The organism is Bradyrhizobium pachyrhizi (assembly GCF_029714545.1).
GTDB classification, from domain to species: domain Bacteria; phylum Pseudomonadota; class Alphaproteobacteria; order Rhizobiales; family Xanthobacteraceae; genus Bradyrhizobium; species Bradyrhizobium pachyrhizi.
Window position 1 is genome coordinate 2539923 of sequence record NZ_CP121667.1, and the last position, 20710, is coordinate 2560632.

Genomic DNA, 20710 nt, shown 5'->3' on the forward strand with positions numbered 1-20710 from the left:
ACGATGTTGCGACGGACGTTCCTGATGCTGACCACCTCGCTCGCGATGGCCTGTGCCGCGAGTCAGGCGAATGCGGTCTGCAGCCCGGACTATACCGGCGTCACCCTGACGGTGGCGTCGCAGACCGGGCCGTATATCGCCTCCGCGCTCAAGCTCGGCGCGGACGAATGGGCCAAGAAGACCTGCGGCAAGGTCAATGTCGTCGAATTCCCGTGGTCCGAGCTCTATCCGAAGATCGCGACATCGCTGACGGCGTCGGACGCGACGTTCGACCTCGTCAGCTTCGCGCCGGCCTGGCTGCCGGACTTCGTGCCCTATCTCAGCGAGATGCCTAAGGAGATGCAGTCCGGCAAGGACTGGGACGATATCGAGCCGGCCTATCGCGAACGGCTGATGGTGTGGGAAGGCAAGATCTACTCGCAGTCGATGGATGGCGACGTCCACACCTATACCTACCGCACCGACTTGTTCAGCGATCCCAAGGAGAAGGACGCCTTCAAGGCCAAATACGGCTACAACCTCGCGCCGCCGAAGACCTGGAAGCAGTATCTCGACATTGCGGAGTTCTTCCAGCGGCCCGACAAGGGGTTGTGGGGAACGGCGGAAGCCTTCCGCCGCGGCGGTCAGCAGTTCTGGTTCTTCTTCAGCCATGCGGCGGCCTACACCAACAATCCGAACTATCCGGGCGCGATGTTCTTCGACCCCGAGACGATGGACGCGCAGATCAACAACCCGGGATGGGTGAAGGGGCTCGAGGAATACATCAGGGCATCGAAGCTCGGGCCGCCCAACGCGCTGAATTTCTCGTTCGGCGAGGTGAACGCTGCCGTGGCCGGCGGCCAGGTTGCGGAATCGATCGGCTGGGGCGACACCGGCGTCATCGCCGCCGACCCGAAGCAGTCGAAGATCTCGGGCAAGGTCGGTTCGGCGATGCTGCCCGGTTCGGACGAGATCTGGAACGCCAAGACCAAGAAGTGGGACAAGTTCCCGAGCGTGCTTCCGGGCCCGTTCATGGCATTCGGCGGTTGGCAGATCGCGGTGCCGAAGGCCGGCAAGAACCAGAAGGCGGCGTGGGATTTCGTCAAGACACTGACAAGCCCTGAAGTGTCGGGCCAGGCGGCGATCACCGGCGGCAGCGGCGTCAATCCCTATCGCAAATCGCACACTGCCAATCTGCAACTGTGGAGCAAGATCTTCTCGCCGGAAGAGGCCAAGCAATATCTCGGCGCGCAATCCGACTCCATCAATGCCAAGAACGTCGCGCTCGACATGCGTCTGCCCGGCTACTTCTCTTATACCGAGGTGGTGGAGATCGAGCTCGGCAAGGCGCTGGCCGGCCAAACCACGCCGCAGGCGGCGCTCGACGCGATGGCCAAGGAGTGGAATCGGCTGACCGACGAGTTCGGCCGCGCCAAGCAGCTTGCGGCCTATCGCGCGGCGATGGGTCTTCCGCCGAAGAACTAGCTTTCCAGTGAGACGTCCCGGATGATGCGCGAGCATGGTCCGGGACTTTACTTGCCGTCGACGAAGGGACGGAAAAGGCATCCATGGCGCACGTCGAGATCGAGAACGTCAGCAAGGCATACGGGCCCTACAAGATCATTGAAGGGCTCGACCTCAACGTGGCCGACGAGGAGTTTGTCGTGCTTGTCGGCCCGTCCGGTTGCGGCAAGACAACGACGTTGCGCATGATCGCGGGACTGGAGGCGGTGACGAGCGGAACCATTCGCATCGGCAATCGCGACGTGACGCAATTGCGTCCCGGCTTGCGCAATTGCGCGATGGTGTTCCAGAACTACGCGCTCTACCCGCATATGACGGTCGGAGAGAACATCGGCTACGGCATGAAGGTGCGGGGCGAATCGCGCGCCAGCATCGAGAAGGCCGTCAATGACGTGGCACGCGTGCTTGACCTCGAACAATATCTGCAGCGCCGGCCCAAGCAGCTCTCGGGCGGGCAGCGCCAGCGCGTGGCGATCGGCCGCGCCATCGTGCGCAGCCCGGATGTGTTTCTGTTCGACGAGCCATTGTCCAATCTCGACGCCAAGCTCCGTATCGAGATGCGGACCGAGATCAAGGCGCTGCACCGCCGTCTCGCCAAGACGATCGTCTATGTCACGCACGACCAGGTCGAAGCCATGACCATGGCCGACCGCGTCGTGGTGATGAACCGCGGCCGCATCGAACAGGCGGCCGATCCGATCACGATCTACGAGAAGCCCAGCAATCTCTTCGTCGCCGGCTTCATGGGCGCGCCCAGCATGAATTTCATCCATGGCGAGCTCGTCGCCCGCGACGGCGCGCTCACCTTCACCGAGCCGTCGGGCACGGCGTTGAGAGTGCCGAAGTCACGCGAGGCGGCCTATGCCGGCAGCGTCGGCAAGCCCGTGGTGCTCGGCGTCCGGCCCGACCATGTGTTGCGGCAAGACGCACCGGCGGGCTCTTCGATCCGGATCCTTGTGAAAGACGTGGAGCCGCTCGGGCCGCACACGCTGGTGATCGGGACCGTCGGCCCATTCGCGTTCACGGCGCAAATGCCGGTCGGCGTCGCCGCGGAGCCGGATCATGTCATCGACGTCGCGCTCGATCTCGAGCGAACGCACTTGTTCGACAAGGCGTCCGGGACGGCTATTTGCTGATTTGCCGCAGCCTGGCTCGACAACCGCTTGCCTAGCTGCAGAACCCTCGCGCGCGCCGGACCGTATCGGACGGATACAGGCCGAAAGCCGAGCGGTAGACCGCAGCGAAACGGCCCATATGCGTAAAGCCCCACTTCAGGGCAACTTCGCTGACCGGGAGCATGTTCTCCGGTCGCGACAGTTCGTCGTGGATGGCCTCCAGCCGAATTTGTCGCAAATAGGCGACCGGCGTCGTGCCGTGAACTTTGCGGAAGCCCAATTGCAGCAGCCGGCTGCTGACCCCAACCGTTGCGGCAATATCCGATATCGTCAGCGGCAGATGCGGATTGGCCCGCATATGCTCGACCGCACGGCGAATGTAGCGCGGCGGCGCATCCAGCGGGTGGCGGCTCAACCGGTCGGTCAACCGATGAGGAACGTTCTCAAGGATGAGCTGTATCGCCGCTTCCGATAGCAGCGCACTGGCTTTCGGAGAGCGTGCCAGGATCCCGTCATACAGACCGGTGGTGCTCGTGCGGACAAGCTGAAGAAGGGTCTGTCCAACGCCGGTCGACAAGTCGACGATCGGCGTCAGATTGAGATCTTCCAGCGCCGTGCTCCCGAACGTCGCAGACAGCACCTTGGTAACTGCGCCGGTATGCAAGGTGAGCGTGACGCTTGAGTATCGTCCATCGACCGCTTCGACCCGCTGCGCTTGCATCGTCGGAAGGGGCACGATGGCGATCTCGGAGGGGGTTCGCTGGATGCTCTTTCCTGCAATGAGCATTTCGGCGTTGCCGGCATTCAGCACGCCTATAGCGAGCTCTCCGGCAGAATTCTCGTATGAATAGCGCCAATCCCAACCGGCCGACAGATCGGCCCGCACGACATCAAGTTCTGCGCCTATGGCTATATCCGCATGCCAGCGAAACGATTCATCACGCTGCGGCGAGGAATGCGCATTGATCCCGTGCGGCTGAAGCATTTCAAGGAGTTCTTCAAACGAAGATCCCGATCGCGTGGGAGCTGCAGCGAGTACGTCGTCGACCATCAAATCCCAACCATCGGAAGTTTGCTGTCCGCGAAGTGACCCGGTCCGTCGGACCGGGCAATCATCGTTGAAGCCGCTGCCACACGCACAAATCGCGCCATCACACTAGCACGGCTTTCGGTGAATTCCGGTCGTGCTCTCTTTCTGTTGATCCTCTCAATATCCGATTTTCGAACGGGATATCCAGATCGCGCAATCGGGCCGTCAAAGGTACCATTTGATCTCATTGGCTCCGCCGGTATTGCGCGAAAGCTTCAAATCAATCCTGTCGCGCCGACGTTCGAGTGCACGGGAGAATGCACAACGTTCGCAATCGATCGTCCTAGCCACAATCCGAACGCCTGCATCCGGAATGCGACGTCGTCCATGGACTCGTAGCCCATTTGGCCTAAATCGTCACGACCAACTCAAACGGGTTATGAAAGCATGCTTACAAGGATTACTTGCGTACTCGCGCTTACAGTTCTTTCGTCCATGCCTGCGCTGGCCGATGGTTGCGCAGATCACGTCCAGAGCACCGGCGTTCCGATGGTAACGGGCATGACGCACAAGACCTGGATGACCTTCTCGTCGGTCAATCCCGGTGCTGCCCTCGACAAGGTGTCCCGCGCCGTTCTGGCCGAGGGTTTTGTCGGTGTGAACGTCGACAAGAAACTCGGCACGCTGACCACCCAGCAGGAGACCACCGGCTCCGGCCGGCCGCAAACGTTGCAAGTCGTCGTCCGCAAGGATGGCAAAGGCAGCCGCGTCGATGCGACCTTCATCCTGCCGCCGGGACAGTTGGCTCCAGGTATCGGCGATAACCTCTGCCGCGTCGTGAACGCAGCCGGCCAATGAACTCGCCCATCCGTGAATTCAGGCTGACGCGCGAATTGTAACCGGCCGCGCGTGTCCGGGTGTGTCCGGTCTGAGACCAGGCGAGCCCATCCATGTTTGGGAATCGGGGCGCAGGTGTCGGCCTGCGCCCACAGCAATAAAGCAGGAGATATGATGCGTAGGGCTCGCTTTCTGAAAGTCGTTTTGATGGCCGCCACCGCTGCCACGGTGTTTTCGGCCTCCGCCATTTCGGCTCCGTTGCAGCACGGTGCCGGCGTTGCGGCAGCAGTGCCGTCGTTGACGGAGAAGGTCTGGTGCCGTTACGGGCAGTGCAACGACAATGGCGGCGGCGCGGCCGTCGGCGGACTGGTCGGTGGCCTCATCGGCGGCGTTATCGCGGCCGGCGCAGCCAACGCCGCCGCGCAGCAGGAAGCTGCTGCGGCCCAGCAGCATGCAGCGTCCTGCGCCCAGCGTTATCGGTCGTACGATGCGGCGTCGAATACGTTCCAGGCAAAGGACGGCCGGCGATATCCCTGCCAATGAGACGGCAGCAGCCTTGCGGCGCCGGGACGGGGAAGTGAAACCGCCGCTCCAGACAATAGCCTTCGGCGCCGAGCTGAGCACGAATGGAGCTCCGGCCAGGGAGCCGGAGCGGGCGTTCGAGCGCCTCAGGAGCTGCAACGCGGCTTCTGCCGGCGAATTGGCCAGGACCTTTGACTGAACGGGTTCCCGCTCCGCGCCTGGATGCGCGGATCGAAGGGCTTCATCGGGAATCGCAGCGCGGGCGGCCCACGGCGGCTTCTGACGGGATCGTTTTCTATGCTATCACGCGATCCGTCGAAACTGCGCTCGTGGCAGGATCTGCCCGAACCTTACGAATCCGGATCTCGATGATGTTGTCGCTTCCCAAGACCAAAATACGCGTGCTGCTGCTGGAGGGCGTGAACGAATCCGCGGCCCGGATGTTCGAGGCGAACGGCTATACCGAGCTGCAACGTCTGCCCAAGGCGCTGGGACCCAAAGAACTCAGGCAGGCGCTGTCAGGCATCCATATGCTGGGAATTCGCTCGCGAACCCAGTTGACCGCAGACATCCTGGAGGCCGCCGACCGATTGCTCGTTGTCGGCTGCTTTTCGGTCGGCACCAATCAGGTCGATCTCGACGCCGCGCGGAGGCTGGGGATCCCCGTCTTCAACGCGCCATACTCCAACACCCGCAGCGTGGCGGAGCTGACCATCGCCGAGATCGTGATGCTGTTCCGCCGGATCTTTCCGCGTTCGGTCTCTGCACATGCCGGCGGCTGGGACAAGTCCGCCGAAGGCAGCCGCGAGGTGCGCGGCAAGACGCTCGGAATCGTCGGCTACGGCAACATCGGCTCGCAGTTGTCGAACCTCGCAGAGGCCATGGGCATGCGTGTGATCTATTTTGATCAGACCGACAAGCTCCGGCATGGCAATACCGAACCCGCCGAATCGCTCGACGCGTTGCTCGCAGCCAGCGACGTCGTATCGCTGCATGTGCCGGAGACGCCGGCCACCGCCAACATGATTGGCGCGGCCCAGCTCCAGCTGATGAAGCCTGAGGCCCATCTGATCAATAACTCGCGCGGGACCGTGGTCGATCTCGATGCGCTGGCGAGCGCGCTGCGTGAGGGCCGGCTGGCGGGTGCTGCGGTCGACGTGTTTCCGGTCGAGCCGGTGTCGAACGAGACGCGCTTTGTCTCGCCGCTGCAAGGTCTCCCTAACGTCATCCTCACGCCGCATGTCGGCGGTTCGACGGAAGAAGCGCAGGATCGCATCGGCGGCGAAGTCGCGCGCAAGTTGATCGACTATTCCGATGTCGGATCGACCTTCGGAGCGGTCAATTTTCCGCAGGTGCAATTGCCGGCGCGACCGACCGGCACCCGTTTCATCCATGTTCATCGCAACGTTCCCGGCGTCATGCGCCAGGTCAACGACGCGGTCTCCCGGCACGGGATCAATATCCTGGCGCAATATCTGCAGACCGATCCGGAAGTCGGCTATGTCGTGCTCGAGACCGACGTGGTCGGCGGCGAGGGCGAGGGATTATTGGCCGATTTGAAAGCCATTGACGGCACGATCCGCGTGCGGGTGCTGTACGACCAGAACCGGCCGCAGGGCTGACCGACCTCGTCAGTCGGCCGAGAATCCGAACGGCACGCTCGAGGTCCTGAAATCGTCCGGAAGAATCTCGCGTCCGATCGGCGGCGCCGACCGCGCCGCGCATCTCGGTCGATGGCAGACCCGGCATGCGACGCCGATCGGCGTCGGTTCGTCGGCATTCGGTCCCTGTCCGTCGCGCGTGTAGATCAACTGGCCCGCATGTTCGGCGGCGCAGCCGATCGCGATCGCCCGCTCGACGCGGATGGCGCCGAACGCACCGCCGCCGGCGGTCACGGTGCGGGCGATCGAAAAGAACCGCTGCCCGTCGGGCAATTCCAGCCATTGCGTGACGATCTGGCGCGGCGTCTTGAAGATATCGTGCACTGACCACAGCGGACATGCGCCGCCGTGCTTTGCAAACGGGAAGCCGGCGCCGTCAAGCAGCTTGGAAATGTTGCCGGCCGGATCGACCCGGATCAGGAAGAACGGGACCTTCTCAAGACCCGGCCGTTGCAAGGTCGTGACGCGGTGCGCGATCTGCTCGAAGCTGGTGCCGAATTGACGCGCCAGCGCCTCCAGATCGTAGCGGCGCGCCTCGACCGCTTTCGCGAACACGGAATACGGCATGATGAGTGCGGCGGCGGCGTAGGCCGCAAGCGCACGGCGGGCCAGCAGTTCGGCGCTTTTGGTCGTGAACTTGCCGGCTTCGACGGCGGCACCGATCTCGTTTTCCAGTTCCAGATAGGCAAGTTGCTTGGCCAGCTGAAAATTGAGGCCCGCGGTATCGAGCGAGTCCTCCAGCAGCAATTGTCTGCGATGAAGGTCCAGTCGCCTGATCGAACCCAGCATGACGTTCGGCGGCAGATAACGGACCTGGAGTTTATGTCGCTCCCGAAGCCGCTCGATAAATCCGGCCGGTCCGGCCGGTTCGTGGACGAGCCGCTCGGCGGCATCGTCGAGGCTGGCAAAATTGTTGCGGCGCGCGGCGAGAAATCGTCGGACCTCCGCGACGGGATCGTTGGCGTCAAAGTTCTCCTGACCCGGTGAAGCGATCGCCATGTCCGGAGCCCTGCGCTCCGCAAGCGCCAGTTGCTCTTCACGATAGGCGGTGTAGAGGCGCAGGAACGCCTCGGTCATTCCGGGGTAGCTGACTGCGAGGTCGCTGACCTCGAGCGCGGGGATGTCGATGTCGGCAAACATCGGTTCCTTCAAAATCGATTGCATGCGGGCGGTGTGATCGGCACCGCCGTCACCGGCGAGATCGGCCAGATCGATCTTGTAGGTGCGGGCAAGCCGCAGCAGCATGTCGGCCGTCACCGGGCGCTGATTGCGTTCCAGCAGCGCCACATAGGGGGCCGAGATTTCGAGATCGGCGGCCATGTCGGCTTGGGTCAGCCCGAGGTCGCGCCGCAGCCGGCGCAGTCGTGGACCCATGAAAACGGAACGGGCGCTTGAGGTTACCATCGCCTTATCCAAAGTTTGTAAGATTCTTACAACAATACATCGGTTTCTTGTAAGTTATGACAAGTTTTCCGCGCCAGGTCTAGCTCCCGACGGCGCCGCGGGTGACAAACGGTGCAGTTATTTCGTCACCGAAGGGATCACGGACATGAACTTCCAACCGCGCGGGATCAGCGACCGGGCCATCCAGGGACCGGCTTCGTATCAGAGCGAGATCGAGGCGGCCGAAGCGCTGCTCAAGACCAAGGACACCTGGAACGGCGTCACCGCCGAAGCCGTGGCGCGGATGCGCCTGCAGAACCGCTTCAAGACCGGTCTGGATGTCGCCCGTTACACGGCTGCGCTGATGCGCGCCGACATGGCCGCCTATGACGCCGACAGCACCAAGTACACCCAGTCGCTCGGCTGCTGGCACGGCTTCATCGCTCAGCAGAAGCTGATCTCGGTCAAGAAGCACTTCGGCAATACCGACCGCCGCTATCTGTATCTGTCCGGCTGGATGATCGCGGCGCTGCGCTCCGAGTTCGGCCCGCTGCCGGATCAGTCGATGCATGAGAAGACCTCGGTGCCGGCCCTGATCGAAGAGCTCTACACCTTCCTGCGTCAGGCGGATTCGCGTGAGCTGAACGACATCTTCCGTGCGCTCGATGCGGCGCGCAAGGAAGGCGACAAGGCCAAGGAAAAGGCGCTGATCGAGAAGATCGACAACTTCCAGACCCACGTCGTGCCTGTGATCGCCGACATCGACGCCGGCTTCGGCAATGCGGAGGCGACTTATCTGCTCGCCAAGAAGATGATCGAGGCGGGCGCCTGCGCCCTGCAGATCGAGAACCAGGTCTCCGACGAGAAGCAGTGCGGCCACCAGGACGGCAAGGTCACCGTGCCGCACGAGGTGTTCATCGCGAAGATCCGCGCCTGCCGCCACGCGTTCCTCGAGCTCGGCGTCGAGGACGGCGTCATCGTGACCCGCACCGACTCGCTCGGTGCCGGCCTGACCCAGCAGATCGCGGTCAGCCACAAGCCCGGCGACCTCGGCGACCAGTACAACAGCTTCCTTGACTGCGAGGAAGTGACGGCCGCCAACGCGCGCAACGGCGACGTCATCATCAACCAGAACGGCAAGATGATGCGTCCGAAGCGTCTGCCCAGCAACCTCTACCAGTTCCGTCCCGGCACCGGTGCGGACCGCTGCGTGCTCGACTGCATCACCTCGCTGCAGAACGGCGCCGACCTCTTGTGGATCGAGACCGAGAAGCCGCATATCGAGCAGATCGCCTCGATGGTCGATCGCATCCGCAAGGTCATTCCGAACGCGAAGCTCGCCTACAACAACTCGCCGTCGTTCAACTGGACGATCAACTTCCGTTGGCAGGTCTACGACGCGATGAAGGAAGCCGGCAAGGATGTCAGCAAGTACAACCGTGCCGAGCTGATGAAGCCGGAATACGACGAGACGCCGCTGGCGATCGAGGCCGACGAGCGCATCCGTACCTTCCAGGCGGATTCGGCCAAGCGCGCCGGCATCTTCCACCACCTGATCACGCTGCCGACCTACCACACGGCCGCGCTGTCGACCGACAATCTCGCGAAGGAGTATTTCGGCGAGCAGGGCATGCTTGGCTACGTCAAGAACGTGCAGCGCGCCGAGATCCGTCAGGGCATCGCCTGCGCTAAGCATCAGAACATGGCGGGCTCCGACATCGGCGACGATCACAAGGAGTACTTCGCCGGTGAGGCTGCCCTCAAGGCGGGCGGCGCCCACAACACGATGAACCAGTTCGGCTAATCGATCGAACGGATCATTTCGACTATCGGCCGGACGGCCTGGCGCGCGAGCAGCCTGGCCTGTCCGCCGGCGGCGGGGCGATCTTCGACCACGGCGACGCGGTCGAGATCGCCCCGTAACGTTTTTGGGCTCGCTTCCCCTCAAGCCCGCCCATCTGCAGAGGTTCGCGCGTACCATGCGCGTGTGGTAATGCGTCGCTGCGATCTCGAGGGCATGCCACGCGATGAGTGTCGGGCACTACGCATCCGCCGTCACCAGCTCCGCCGTGATGGAACGGCTGAAGCCGTTCGATCCCCGTATCGTCGGAACGCTGCCGCTCGGTCTCGCCGTGCCCGGCAGCGACATCGATATCGTCTGCCATGCGTCCGACCCGAACGCATTCGCGGACGTCGTTTGGGCTCACTATCAAGCGCGCGATGATTTCGTCCTCTTCCGATGGACCTCGGGGACGCGGCCGGTGATTGCCCGCTTTGTGTGCGACGGCTGGCCGTTCGAACTGTTCGGTGATCAGCGTCCAGTGGAGCAGCAACGAGGCTGGATCCACTTCGAGGTCGAACGGCGGCTGCTTGCGCTTGGCGATGGGCCGCTGCGGCGAGCCGTCAGCGAATTGAGGGCGGGCGGTCTCAAGACCGAGCCTGCGTTCGCTGCCGTGCTCGGGATATCGGGCGACCCCTATCGTGGATTGCTTGAGCTCGCGGCCGAAACGGACGCCGAGTTACGTGCCCGGCTCGCGGCGTGCGATCTCGGCTGAGCGCCAAATTGATGAAACGGCTTCATTCACCGGGAACGAGGTGGCCGACTGGCGGCCGCGCCAAGCGCCGGTGCTTGCGACGGGACAGATAAAGCAGCAGGCCGGTCACGGCAAACAGCGGCATCATGGCGGCGGCCAGCATGAACGCGAGCTTGCCGGGCCATCCCAGAATCGCACCGCGGTGGATGTCGAGCACGCTGGTGAGGACGCGTTCGCCAAACGTCTTGTCGGCGTAGCGATCCGATGAGATGACGCGGCCGGTGAGGGCATCGATACGGAATTCGTCACGCACCGCCTCGCGCGTCGAATCCTGCGGCCATGACCGCACGCGCACGGCCGTGCCCGCGCCGGGCGGCAGCGTCATGAGGGCCCTTCCGTAACTGTTGTTCTCCTGCTGCAGGAACGCCGACCAGACGTGATCGAAGGCAAGCGGCTTTGCCTCGGCCTTCGCTTCGGTCTTGGCCTCGGCTTTGGCGCCACCTTTGCTCTCGGCAGCCGACGCGCTGCGCGGCGGCTTTGATGGCACCGCCGCGGCTGTGGCCTGAGGCCGCGCGAACAGCCAGTTGGCGCCGGCCTTGTACCACTCGAACGAATGCCACAGGCCGGTCAGCGTCATCACCAGATAGACCGGCAGCACCCAGGTCCCGATCACGGCGTGCAGCGAGCGATGCAGGCCGCGGCCGCGCAGTCCCAGATTCGGCTTCAGCCACATCTTTACGCTGCGCGCGCGACGCGGCCAGCGCAGCACGAGGCCGGTGATCAGCATCACGATCAGGCAGATCGCGGCTGACCCGGTGATCTTGCGGCCGATGCCATTGCCGTCGCCCGGCAACAGCAACCAGCGATGCAGCTTGCGGACGGTTGCGAAAAAGTCCTCGCCGCGCGGCGAGCCGAGCACGTGCCCGTCATAGGGGTCGACATAGACCGAGGACGGCCGCGTCCCGCCTTCGCTGCGAGCGAAACGGATGCGGGCCGCGGCCGATGGATCGCTCGACATCGTCACGGCCGAGACCTTGCTGAAATCGCCCGCCGCCGCCAGCCGCGCGATCAACTCGTCCGGCGTGAGCCGCTGGGTCGCGCTGGCCTCGACGCGCATCATCTGACTGTTCAGGCTGGCCTCGATCTCATCCTCAAAGGCCATCGTCGCGCCGGTGAGGCCGACCACGGCCCATACCAGCGCCAACACAAGGCCAACCAGGGAATGGACCTGCAGCAGTGCTGCCTTGATCGGGCGCCAAACGTCACGCATCAGAATTTCACCGTCGCCGAGAGCGAGAAGCGCCGCGCGTCGCCCATCGCGACCGTCAGGATGCTGTTGGCCGAAGGGTAGTAGACCGTGTCGAACAGGTTCTTGACGTTGAACTGGTAGATGACCGGAAACGACTGGACCTTGGTCTCGTAGGTCGCAAACACGTCCGCGACCGTGTAGGCCGGCAGCACGAAGCTGTTCGCGGCATCGCCTGGCCGGTCGCCGACATAGCGCGCGCCGCCGCCGAGGCGATCTATGATTTCGGCACCACCCTGCCCGGCAGGCTTCGCTGCGCCGATCAGCAGATGGGTGCGGCCCTTGTCGGCGGCATTTCGACGGTCGCCGACAACCCGGCCATCAGCATTCACGGGCACTCTTGCACTTCCGATTCACGCGAACTCGTTCACGGCGCGCCTCTAGCAGTCGGCGCGCGCGAAAAGAACCGGAGCAGACTTGAATCTCTCTAACCGGAATGGATTTGAAACATTCTAAGACGCGACAGGGCTCGCGCGCGTGCGCGAGCCCTGAACCTCGTGACCTGCTTGTCGCGTCTGCGCGTCAAATGGCCGTGCCATCGTCGCCTGAGGCTGCGGCCGTGGTCCTGTCACATCTCAGGTGTATGGTTTGCCGTAGGCCGCGCGATGCGCCTCACGACAACGCCAGGCTGACCGGCGCCTTGCCGACCACTCCGGTGCTCACGCCGTCGCGCGCCATCGATTCGATCTCGTTCCAGTTCTCGCGAAAGATCCGCGCCGCCTCGTTGGCACTTTCCGCCTGGATCGTCAGACTGCACGCGCGTCTTGTGCCATTGCTGGCGAGCTGGAAGTGGAGAACATATCCAGACGATTCCGCACTCCGTGCGCCCAGCGGTGCCTGCTGCATGTAGGTTTTCCCCAAAGTGTTTTTGTTGCGCCACCCGCAGACAGGATTTGACAGGGATGCGGCACCTTCGTGGTTCACAACGCCGCAATCTGCACGATTGCGCATTTTGTTCGGCGGTGTTGCCGGGACTCAACAGGCGATGGAACCGATGACCCGCAATGGCTGCAACTCAGCCGCGACCGCCATGTGGCTTCAACTGTTGTTTGGTGATGGGTTGCCCTTCCTTGAGGGGGAAGCCGCGGCGCGAATCTCCGCGGCGGTCACAATTGCGATGCCGCGCTGAGATCGAACGGCCGCTGCGGCGCAGGATCTGCGCTCCGCTCAAGGTAGCGTTCGCGACGACGCGGAAGTCGATGTAGCGCCAGATCGCAGATCGCGGGCGCAGCGAAGCCGTCGCGCCAGACTGACCCGTGCCGTCGCCGACCACCGAGAATTGCATCTGTCCGCATGGGCCGGGGCGGCGATCGTAAAGCCGCTTGCTGGCCTGTCCCAGGTGTGCTATTCGTCGAACGACCGTTCGGATTATTATTGACCGTCGAAGAAAACGTCGGCCGCAGGCGATCGGTGAGGGAGACGGAACGATGAACATAATGACCGGCGCCTCGCCATGGGAACGGTTGATCCGGCCCGACCGGGTGCATGGGTCGCTCTATACCGATCCCGAGATCTTCGAGGCCGAGCTCAAGAACATCTGGTACCGGACCTGGGTCTATGTCGGGCACGAGAGCGAGGTGCCGAACGCCAACGACTACGTCGTCAAGTCGATCGGCCCGCAATCCGTGATCATGACGCGCGACGAGCAGGGCAAGGTCAATTTGCTGCTCAACCGCTGTTCGCATCGCGGCAACCAGGTCTGCTCCTATGAGCGCGGCAATGCCCGCTCGTTCACCTGTCCGTTCCATTCCTGGACTTTTGCCAATGACGGCCGCCTGGTCGGTTATGCCTTCCCCGACGGCTATGAGGGGCAGGACAAGTCGCAGCTCGCGCTAGGGCGGGTGACGCGCGTCGAGTCATACCGCGGCTTCGTGTTCGGCTCGTTCGCGGCCGATGGCCCGACGCTGAAGGAACATCTCGGCGGCGCCGCGGAGACCATCGATCGCCTGGTGCGCACCTCGCCGGAGGGCGAGGTCGAGATCACGGCGGGCTTCCTCAAGCATCGCGTCAAGGCGAACTGGAAGTTCATCCTGGAGAACGAGTGCGACGGCTATCACCCGGCCTTCGTGCACACCTCGATCTTCGGCGTCGCCGACAGCATGATCGGCAAGCTCTATGGCGGCGCCTCGACCGCGCTGACGCGCGACTACGGCAACGGCCATACCGAGATCGACCTGCGGCCCGAGTTCCGCAAGCGCGATGCGCCGATGAGCTGGTTCGGCACCAGCGAGGATCGGCTGCCGGACTATACGGCGCGCATGAAGGCCGCCAATGGCGACACCACCGCGCGGGAGATCATGATCGACGGCACGCCGCATGTGATGATCTTCCCGAACCTGTTCATCGCCGAGATCCAGATGTTCGTGATCCAGCCGCTCGGCGTCGATGACAGCGTGCAGCACGTCACCGCGTTGCAGTTCAAGGGCGCGCCCGATCTGAACCGAAGGCTGCGTCAGCAGACCATGGGCTCGGTCGGCCCGGCCGGTTTCCTGCTCGCGGACGATTCCGAAATGTACGAGCGCTGCCATCGCGGCGTGCTGGCGCGCAATCCGGAATGGATCTTCCTCGGCCGCGGCGAGAAGCGCGAGCGGCAGGACGAGCTCGGCTTCACGGTCGGCCACGTCACCGACGAGGTGCCGTCGCGCGGCATCTGGACCCATTATCGCAAGCTGATGGAGCCTGACTGATGCTGTCGCGCGAGAGCAGCGCCACGTTGATGAGCGCCATCACCGCCTTCCTCTATCGCGAGGCGCGGCTGCAGGACGAGCATCAATACGAGGCCTGGGAAAAGCTCTGGACCGACGACGGCGTCTATTGGGTGCCGGCCAACGGCGCCGACATCGACCCGGAACGGCAGATGTCGATCATCTACGACAACCGCTCGCGGATCGCGCTGCGGGTTCGGCAGCTGATGACCGGCAAGCACTTCACCCAGACGCCGCAGTCGAATTTGCGCCGGCTGATCTCCAACATCGAATTGATGGACGAGCAGCCTGATGACGGCGACATCGCGGTCGCCAGCAATAGTCTCATTTTCGAGTCGAGCCTGCGCGACGACACGCTGTGGGCGGCGCGCAATGAATACCGGCTGCGCCATGTCGATGGCGAATTGCGGATGGCCAGCAAGAAGGTCATCCTCGTCAACAACGACAAGGCGATCTACACGCTCTCGTTCCTGGTCTAGAGGAAAACGCGCCATGATCGACAAGGGCCCCGTTCTGCTCAACATTACCGACGGCATCGCGCGGCTGCGGCTCAACCGCCCCGATGCGGCCAACGGCATGAGTGTCGAGCTGCTCCGCGCGCTGTGCGACGCCATCATGGCATGTCATGGTCATCCCGATCTGCGCGTCGTGCTGCTGAGCGGCGAGGGCACCAATTTCTGCGCCGGCGGCGATGTCCGCGCCTTTGCCTCCAGGGGCGAGAAGCTGCCGGACTATATCCGGCAGGCCACCGCGTATCTGCAGAATGCGGTGACCGGATTGCTGCGTCTGGAGGCGCCGGTCATATCATCGGTGCAGGGCTTTGCGGCGGGCGGCGGCGGCTTCGGCCTGGTTTGCGCTTCCGATATCGTGATCGCGGCGGAGTCGGCAAAATTCCTCGCCGGCGCGACGCGGGTGGCGATGGCGCCGGATGCCGGCGTCTCCGTTACGCTGTCGCGGCTGGTCGGCCTGCGACGCGCGATGTCGATCCTCCTGACCAACCCGGTGATCCCGGCGGCGGAAGCATTGCAGATGGGCATCGTCACCAGGGTCGTGCCCGATGCCGAGCTCGCCGATGCATCGCTCGCGCTGGCCCGCGAGCTTGCAGCCGGCGCGCCGAAGGCGCTGGCGGCGACCAAGCGGCTGGTCTGGGCCGGCACCGGCACCAGCATCGAGCAGTGCCTGTCGGAAGAGGCGCGCACCGTCGCCGAACTCTCGGGGATGGCCGATGCACGCGAAGGGCTCGCCGCGGTGATCGAGCGGCGCCAGCCCGTATTCACGGGGCGCTGAGGTGGCGAGCTTGCCATTCGGACGTCTCGATGGCCGCCGCGCCTTCGTCTCCGGAGGCGCGCGGGGCATCGGTGCTGCGATCGCCCGCAGCTTTGCCGGCGCGGGCGCGAGGGTCGTGATCGCCGATCTCGATGTCGCCGCGGCCTCGGAGCTGGCGCGCGAAACCGGCGCCGGCGTTGCAGGATTGGACGTCAGCGATGCTACAGCAGTGCAGGCCGTGATGGCGCAGGACGGCCCGTTCGACATTGTCGTCAACAATGCCGGCATCGATCAGCACGCCTTCTTCACCGATACCACGGCGGAGGATTGGGCGCGGCTGATCGCGGTCAATCTCACCTCGGTCTTGGCCTGCACCCACGCCGCGCTGCCGGCGATGCAGGCGGCGCGCTTTGGCCGCATCATCAACGTCACCTCGGAAGCGGCGCGGCTCGGCTCAAAAGGGGGTGCGGTCTACTCCGCGGCCAAGGGCGGCGTGATCTCGTTCACCCGGAGCATCGCGCGGGAGAATGCACGCTATGGCATCACCGCGAACGCGATCGCGCCGGGACCGATCCGCACGCCGATGCTGGAGAAGGCGGTGGCAAAGGGCGGCGACAGGATCCTGCAGGCAATGACCGGTGCAACGCTGCTCGGCCGCCTCGGCGAGCCCGAAGAGGTTGCGGCTGCCGCGCTGTTCCTGGCTTCCGACCAGGCCGCCTATATCACCGGAGAGACGCTCGGCGTTTCCGGCGGCATGGGCATCGGCGGCTGAAATGGACAGCGCGGACGATATCGCAATCACGCCTGTCGATCGCGCGATCGAGCGCTTGCGCACGATCTATCGCGGCTGGACCCGCGAGACGTCAGTGGCGCAGATGCGCGACGACTGGGACGCCGCCTTTGCCGGCTGCTCGGTGCCGGTGACGTGCCAGCCGGTCTCTGCCGGCGAGGTCGACGGCGAATGGCTCGTGCCGACAGATGCGCCACACGACAAGGTGATCCTCTATTTTCACGGCGGTGGTTTCCGCATCGGCTCGGTCGCGTCGCATCGCGACCTGGCCGCACGTATTGCCGATGCATCCGGCTGCCGCGTGCTCTCGATCAATTACCGGCTCGCCCCTGAGCATCGGTTTCCGGCTGCGCTGGATGATGCGCTGATTGCCTATCGATATCTGCGCGAGCAGGGGCTGCATCCGGCGGATATCGCCTTCGCCGGGGATTCGGCCGGCGGCAATCTCGTGCTGTGCACAATGCTGGCGGCGCGCGACCGTGGTTTGCCGCTGCCCGCCGCCGGCGCGCTGATGTCGCCCTGGACCGATCTTACCGCGAGCGGCGCCAGCTATCAGAGCAGGGCCGAGGCCGATCCGATCCACCAGCGTGCTATGATCCTGGCGCTCGCCAGGAATTATCTCGGCAAGGACGGCGATGTCAGCAATCCGCTCGCCTCGCCGCTTTATGCCGATCTCAGCCGTCTGCCGCCGCTGCTGGTCCAGGTCGGCGACCGCGAGACCGTGCGCGACGATGCGACGGAACTGGCCGCACGGGCAAAGGCTGCCGGTGTCGATGTCAAGCTGCAGGTGTGGGACGGCATGATCCACGTCTTCCAGATGTTCCCGGAGATCCCGCAGGCGCGCGAGGCGATCGCATCGCTGGCAGCTTTTTTGCGCAACCATCTTCACATCGGCCATCAGAGGGCGCCACAATGAACGTCATGACGTCGGATCCGCGCCAGCTCACTGAGACCGAATTCCACTTTTCGGAGCAACCCAATCTGCCCGAGGAGCTGCGCATGCTGCGCGAGCAGGTGCGCCGCTTCGTCGAGAAGGAGGTGGTGCCGCATGCCGAGGCGTGGGAGCGCGACGGCAAGATCCCGCGCGAGATCTATCGCCGCATGGGCGCGCTCGGTTTTCTCGGCATGCGCCATGCGGCCGAGTATGGCGGCACCGACATGGGGCCGCTGGCCTCGATGGTGTTCGCCGAGGAGCTGGGGCGCTCCAGCTTCGGCGGCTTCACCTCGTCGATCCTCGTGCATACCGACATGTCGGCGGTACACATCTCCTTGCGCGGCACGCTGGAACAGAAGCAGAAGTATTTGCCGGCGATCATCCGCGGCGAGATGGTCTGCTCGATCGCGGTGACGGAGCCCGATGCGGGCTCCGACGTCGCTGGCCTCAAGACGCGGGCGCGGCGCGACGGCGACAGCTGGGTGATCAATGGCGCAAAGATGTTCATCACTAACGCGGTTTATGGCGACATCCTGATCGTCGCCGCGCGCACCGACCCGCATGCCAAGGGCAGCCGTGGCATCTCGCTGTTCATCGTCGAGCGCAACACGCCGGGCATCACGGCGACCAAGCTCGACAAGCATGGCTGGCTCTGCTCGGACACCGCCGAGATCGCGTTCCAGGACGTGCGCGTGCCGGCGGAGAACCTGCTCGGCGACGAGAACAAGGGCTTCTATGGCATCATGGAGACCTTCCAGAACGAGCGCATCTGCATCGGCGGCATCTGCGCCGGCGAATCCGCCAAGGCGATCGAGCTGACGACGAATTATGTGAAGACGCGGCAGGCATTCGGCGGCCCGCTCTGGAATCAGCAGGGCGTGCGGCTGAAGCTTGCCCAGCTTGCCGCGAAGGCGGCGGCGGCGCGGGCGCTGGCCTATCAGGCCGCCGAGCTCGCGGCGGCCGGGCAGGATTGCCTGCGCGAAGTGTCGATGGTGAAGGCGCTGTCGCCCGAGGTGCTGCACGAGGTGGTGCATGGCTGCCTGCAACTGCACGGCGGCTCAGGCTTCATGCGCGGCACCCCGATCGAGCGGATGGTGCGCGACGCGCGGGTGCTGACGATCGGCGGCGGCGCCACCGAAGTGATGCTCGAGGAAATCGCCAAGCGGATGTGAGGGGCTCAGCCCCTACGGGCCGCCGGCTTGCCCTGGCCGACCGTCTGCGCCGCAATGCCCGGCTTCAGCCGCCAGTCCTCGCCGAAATCCGCGAGCGGATGGAAGAACAGCGGCTCGGTGGTCTCGAGCTGCCGCAGCCGTTCGGCATAGTCGTCGAGATAGCGGTGCCGCGTGGCCTCGTCGACGAAGTTCACTGAATACGACACAAACGGCGGCAGCACCTTGCAGCCGGCATAGGCCAGCATGCCGTTCTGGATCGGCCACAGCACCACATCGAGCGCACCGACCAGCCCGTCGGACGCGCACATGCCGGGATAGGCGGCGGTCGAGGTCACGACCATGGCACGGCGGCCGTTGAGGCCGCCGGTGTCGTAGCGGCGGCCGCTGCCGTAAATTGCGCCATTGACGAACACGCGGTCGATCCAGCCTTTCATGATGGCGGGGACGGAGAACCACCACAGCGGAAACTGCAGGATCAAGAGGTCGCACCACAGCAGCTTCTCGATCTCGGCGGCGATATCGCTGCTGAGCGCCCCGTGCTGCAGGTTGTATTTCTGCTCGCGGTCATATTGCAGCCGGTCGGGAAACCGCCGCGCGCCAAAATCTTCGGCGGTCGCCACCGGGTTGAACCGCATGGCGTAGAGATCGGAGATCCTGACCGTGTGCCCGAGCGCGGTCAGTTCCGCCACCGACCGCGCCAGCAGTGCAGCGTTGAACGACTGCGCCTCCTGATGGGCAAAGACGATCAGGACCTTCATCTCTCTAGTTAACCGGCTTGAAGCTGAGCGTCGCGGCATCGGCTTGCATGATCTGCAGCTTCTGGTTGGAGAAGCGGACGCCGGGACCGAAGCTGATCGGCGCCATCACGCCGGTCTCGACATTCTTGGTCTTCTCCAGCTCCGAGATGGTGCAGGCCCAGGTCGGCTGCTTGCCGCAGCGCTCGATTGCCGCGATCAAGACTTTCGCGGCGGCATAGCCGGTCATGGTGTAGCGGTTGATGCCCTTGAACTCGGCCTCCGACACCAGCGGCTTGGCCTTCTCGAGGAACGCCTTGCCCGCCGCGCCGGCAAACGGCTCGACATAGTCGACCGCGTAGATGCCGTCGCCGGCCGGGCCCATCAGCTTCAGCACCGGCTCGATGCGGCCGGGCCAGAAGATGCCGGTCACCGGCTTGATGTTCAATTTCTCGAGTTCCTTTGTCATCGCGATGTTCTCGGCGATGATGCCGCCGGCCAAAAACACCTCGGCGCCGGCATCCTTCAGCTGCAGCATGTCGGACGAGAAGTCCTGCTGGCCCTTCTTGTAGTTGCCGCTGTAGACGACGTTCAGCTTCTTGGCCTTGACCACGGAATCGAAGCCGTCGCGCACCGTGATGCCGTAATCGTCGTCCTGGGTGATCAGGCCCCATTTCTTGCCGGGGTTCTTGTCGGCAAGGAAGTCGACGAGGTGGATGATGCCTTCCTCGTAGGATTGCCCGACCACGAACACGTTCTTGCGCGCCGGCTCCCACAGGAATTTGACCGGCGCGACGTCGATCACGGTCGGGATACCGGACTTCTCGAGCACCGGCATGACGGCGATCGACTGGCCCGAACCGGAGATGCCGAGCATCGCGAAGACCTTGTCGACGTCGATCGCCTTCTTGACGCCCTGGATGGTTCGCGCGGTAACGTAGCCGTCGTCCTCCAGCACATATTTGATCTTGCGGCCGTTGATGCCGCCGGCGGCGTTGGCTTCGGCGATCGCGATCTTGTGGCCGATCGAGGCCGCGACGCCGAGCAGCGCCGGCGGGCCGGTCAGCGGCTCCACGTCGCCGATCAGGATCTCGCTGTCGGTGATCCCGGGATCGGCGGCAGTAGCCGGGCCGGTCGCGAGACAGGCCGTGGTGAGCAGCAGCGAGGCCGCCGCCAGGTGTTTGATCATCGTCTCCTCCTCATGGTGTTGCGTCTTTT

Annotated in this window: 20 protein-coding genes and 1 pseudogene; 13 read left to right on the plus strand and 8 right to left on the minus strand. The window is 64.2% G+C overall.

The genetic code is table 11. From position 1 onward, the window contains the following. The first annotated feature begins 24 nt into the window (after positions 1–24). Entirely contained in the window at positions 25–1464 is a 1440-nt protein-coding gene (locus QA639_RS11685) for an extracellular solute-binding protein (protein WP_346283741.1), read from the plus strand. A gap of 83 nt (positions 1465–1547) precedes the next feature. After that, positions 1548–2639 carry an ABC transporter ATP-binding protein gene (locus tag QA639_RS11690; protein ID WP_050387909.1) on the plus strand — a complete coding sequence of 364 codons (1092 nt, stop codon included), beginning with the start codon at positions 1548–1550 and terminating at the stop codon, positions 2637–2639. Between the two features lie 31 nt (positions 2640–2670). Here QA639_RS11690 and QA639_RS11695 read toward each other — a convergent pair whose 3' ends face one another. Beyond that, positions 2671–3669 carry a helix-turn-helix transcriptional regulator gene (locus tag QA639_RS11695; protein ID WP_244482677.1) on the minus strand — a complete coding sequence of 333 codons (999 nt, stop codon included), beginning with the start codon at positions 3667–3669 and terminating at the stop codon, positions 2671–2673. A 474-nt stretch (positions 3670–4143) separates the two neighbouring features. Here QA639_RS11695 and QA639_RS11700 point away from each other — a divergent pair, with 474 nt between their 5' ends. The 3 genes from QA639_RS11700 to serA all read left to right on the plus strand — a co-directional run bounded on the left by QA639_RS11700 (position 4144) and on the right by serA (position 6629). Next, the gene (locus QA639_RS11700) at positions 4144–4506 is read left to right on the plus strand and encodes a hypothetical protein (RefSeq protein ID WP_051376313.1); all 363 of its coding nucleotides are present in this window, start codon (positions 4144–4146) and stop codon (positions 4504–4506) included. Between the two features lie 186 nt (positions 4507–4692). Then, entirely contained in the window at positions 4693–5028 is a 336-nt protein-coding gene (locus tag QA639_RS11705) for a BA14K family protein (protein ID WP_283089803.1), read from the plus strand. A gap of 347 nt (positions 5029–5375) precedes the next feature. Then, positions 5376–6629 carry a phosphoglycerate dehydrogenase gene (serA, locus tag QA639_RS11710; RefSeq protein WP_028337033.1) on the plus strand — a complete coding sequence of 418 codons (1254 nt, stop codon included), beginning with the start codon at positions 5376–5378 and terminating at the stop codon, positions 6627–6629. A gap of 9 nt (positions 6630–6638) precedes the next feature. Here serA and QA639_RS11715 read toward each other — a convergent pair whose 3' ends face one another. Further along, positions 6639–8072, minus strand: a complete 1434-nt coding sequence (locus QA639_RS11715) for a helix-turn-helix domain-containing protein (protein WP_028337032.1) — start codon at positions 8070–8072, stop codon at positions 6639–6641. 145 nt (positions 8073–8217) lie between these two features. On the opposite strand from QA639_RS11715, the gene QA639_RS11720 reads away from it, so the two are divergent. Then, positions 8218–9855 carry an isocitrate lyase gene (locus QA639_RS11720; protein WP_028337031.1) on the plus strand — a complete coding sequence of 546 codons (1638 nt, stop codon included), beginning with the start codon at positions 8218–8220 and terminating at the stop codon, positions 9853–9855. 268 nt (positions 9856–10123) lie between these two features. Further along, positions 10124–10606, plus strand: coding sequence for a DUF4269 domain-containing protein (locus QA639_RS11725; protein ID WP_283089804.1), 483 nt, complete (start codon positions 10124–10126; stop codon positions 10604–10606). A 22-nt stretch (positions 10607–10628) separates the two neighbouring features. Here QA639_RS11725 and QA639_RS11730 read toward each other — a convergent pair whose 3' ends face one another. From QA639_RS11730 to QA639_RS11745, 4 genes and pseudogenes are all read right to left on the minus strand, one after another. Then, positions 10629–11855, minus strand: coding sequence for a PepSY-associated TM helix domain-containing protein (locus tag QA639_RS11730; protein ID WP_283089805.1), 1227 nt, complete (start codon positions 11853–11855; stop codon positions 10629–10631). After that, positions 11855–12106 (minus strand): annotated as a pseudogene (locus QA639_RS11735) (TonB-dependent siderophore receptor); the annotation flags it as partial. The gene QA639_RS11730 and the pseudogene QA639_RS11735, both read right to left, overlap by 1 nt. 397 nt (positions 12107–12503) lie before the next feature. Continuing rightward, positions 12504–12737 (minus strand): hypothetical protein, encoded by a 234-nt coding sequence (locus tag QA639_RS11740; RefSeq protein WP_283089806.1) that lies wholly within the window; start codon positions 12735–12737, stop codon positions 12504–12506. 169 nt (positions 12738–12906) lie between these two features. Further along, positions 12907–13176, minus strand: coding sequence for a hypothetical protein (locus QA639_RS11745; RefSeq protein WP_283089807.1), 270 nt, complete (start codon positions 13174–13176; stop codon positions 12907–12909). Positions 13177–13318: 142 nt separating this feature from the next. Between QA639_RS11745 and QA639_RS11750 the strand changes: the two genes are divergently transcribed. The 6 genes from QA639_RS11750 to QA639_RS11775 are packed head-to-tail and all read left to right on the plus strand — an operon-like array spanning position 13319 to position 18758. Then, positions 13319–14578 (plus strand): aromatic ring-hydroxylating oxygenase subunit alpha, encoded by a 1260-nt coding sequence (locus QA639_RS11750; protein WP_283089808.1) that lies wholly within the window; start codon positions 13319–13321, stop codon positions 14576–14578. Further along, positions 14578–15075 (plus strand): aromatic-ring-hydroxylating dioxygenase subunit beta, encoded by a 498-nt coding sequence (locus tag QA639_RS11755; protein ID WP_157340290.1) that lies wholly within the window; start codon positions 14578–14580, stop codon positions 15073–15075. Before QA639_RS11750 ends, QA639_RS11755 begins: the two co-directional genes overlap by 1 nt. A gap of 13 nt (positions 15076–15088) precedes the next feature. Next, positions 15089–15883, plus strand: coding sequence for an enoyl-CoA hydratase/isomerase family protein (locus QA639_RS11760; protein ID WP_283089809.1), 795 nt, complete (start codon positions 15089–15091; stop codon positions 15881–15883). Position 15884: 1 nt separating this feature from the next. Continuing rightward, positions 15885–16634, plus strand: coding sequence for an SDR family NAD(P)-dependent oxidoreductase (locus QA639_RS11765; protein ID WP_050387898.1), 750 nt, complete (start codon positions 15885–15887; stop codon positions 16632–16634). Position 16635: 1 nt separating this feature from the next. After that, positions 16636–17568: an alpha/beta hydrolase gene (locus tag QA639_RS11770; protein WP_283089810.1), complete on the plus strand. Its 933-nt coding sequence runs from the start codon at positions 16636–16638 to the stop codon at positions 17566–17568. Further along, positions 17565–18758: an acyl-CoA dehydrogenase family protein gene (locus tag QA639_RS11775; protein WP_283089811.1), complete on the plus strand. Its 1194-nt coding sequence runs from the start codon at positions 17565–17567 to the stop codon at positions 18756–18758. Before QA639_RS11770 ends, QA639_RS11775 begins: the two co-directional genes overlap by 4 nt. A gap of 5 nt (positions 18759–18763) precedes the next feature. Here QA639_RS11775 and QA639_RS11780 read toward each other — a convergent pair whose 3' ends face one another. Together QA639_RS11780 and QA639_RS11785 are read right to left on the minus strand one after the other, a co-directional pair. Continuing rightward, positions 18764–19516: an NAD(P)H-dependent oxidoreductase gene (locus QA639_RS11780; protein ID WP_283089812.1), complete on the minus strand. Its 753-nt coding sequence runs from the start codon at positions 19514–19516 to the stop codon at positions 18764–18766. Positions 19517–19520: 4 nt separating this feature from the next. Continuing rightward, complete coding sequence (locus QA639_RS11785) at positions 19521–20681, minus strand: ABC transporter substrate-binding protein (protein ID WP_157340282.1); 1161 nt, start codon at positions 20679–20681, stop codon at positions 19521–19523. Positions 20682–20710: the final 29 nt, after the last annotated feature.

What these genes read in the sequence shown, in the direction of transcription:
- QA639_RS11685 (WP_346283741.1), top strand. Translation starts at nt 25, where the DNA reads ATGCTGACCACCTCGCTCGCGATGGCCTGTGCCGCGAGTCAGGCGAAT.
- QA639_RS11690 (WP_050387909.1), top strand. Translation starts at nt 1,548, where the DNA reads ATGGCGCACGTCGAGATCGAGAACGTCAGCAAGGCATACGGGCCCTAC.
- QA639_RS11695 (WP_244482677.1), bottom strand. Translation starts at nt 3,669, where the DNA reads ATGGTCGACGACGTACTCGCTGCAGCTCCCACGCGATCGGGATCTTCG.
- QA639_RS11700 (WP_051376313.1), top strand. Translation starts at nt 4,144, where the DNA reads ATGCCTGCGCTGGCCGATGGTTGCGCAGATCACGTCCAGAGCACCGGC.
- QA639_RS11705 (WP_283089803.1), top strand. Translation starts at nt 4,693, where the DNA reads ATGGCCGCCACCGCTGCCACGGTGTTTTCGGCCTCCGCCATTTCGGCT.
- serA (WP_028337033.1), top strand. Translation starts at nt 5,376, where the DNA reads ATGATGTTGTCGCTTCCCAAGACCAAAATACGCGTGCTGCTGCTGGAG.
- QA639_RS11715 (WP_028337032.1), bottom strand. Translation starts at nt 8,072, where the DNA reads ATGGTAACCTCAAGCGCCCGTTCCGTTTTCATGGGTCCACGACTGCGC.
- QA639_RS11720 (WP_028337031.1), top strand. Translation starts at nt 8,218, where the DNA reads ATGAACTTCCAACCGCGCGGGATCAGCGACCGGGCCATCCAGGGACCG.
- QA639_RS11725 (WP_283089804.1), top strand. Translation starts at nt 10,124, where the DNA reads ATGGAACGGCTGAAGCCGTTCGATCCCCGTATCGTCGGAACGCTGCCG.
- QA639_RS11730 (WP_283089805.1), bottom strand. Translation starts at nt 11,855, where the DNA reads ATGCGTGACGTTTGGCGCCCGATCAAGGCAGCACTGCTGCAGGTCCAT.
- QA639_RS11740 (WP_283089806.1), bottom strand. Translation starts at nt 12,737, where the DNA reads ATGCAGCAGGCACCGCTGGGCGCACGGAGTGCGGAATCGTCTGGATAT.
- QA639_RS11745 (WP_283089807.1), bottom strand. Translation starts at nt 13,176, where the DNA reads ATGCAATTCTCGGTGGTCGGCGACGGCACGGGTCAGTCTGGCGCGACG.
- QA639_RS11750 (WP_283089808.1), top strand. Translation starts at nt 13,319, where the DNA reads ATGAACATAATGACCGGCGCCTCGCCATGGGAACGGTTGATCCGGCCC.
- QA639_RS11755 (WP_157340290.1), top strand. Translation starts at nt 14,578, where the DNA reads ATGCTGTCGCGCGAGAGCAGCGCCACGTTGATGAGCGCCATCACCGCC.
- QA639_RS11760 (WP_283089809.1), top strand. Translation starts at nt 15,089, where the DNA reads ATGATCGACAAGGGCCCCGTTCTGCTCAACATTACCGACGGCATCGCG.
- QA639_RS11770 (WP_283089810.1), top strand. Translation starts at nt 16,636, where the DNA reads ATGGACAGCGCGGACGATATCGCAATCACGCCTGTCGATCGCGCGATC.
- QA639_RS11775 (WP_283089811.1), top strand. Translation starts at nt 17,565, where the DNA reads ATGAACGTCATGACGTCGGATCCGCGCCAGCTCACTGAGACCGAATTC.
- QA639_RS11780 (WP_283089812.1), bottom strand. Translation starts at nt 19,516, where the DNA reads ATGAAGGTCCTGATCGTCTTTGCCCATCAGGAGGCGCAGTCGTTCAAC.
- QA639_RS11785 (WP_157340282.1), bottom strand. Translation starts at nt 20,681, where the DNA reads ATGATCAAACACCTGGCGGCGGCCTCGCTGCTGCTCACCACGGCCTGT.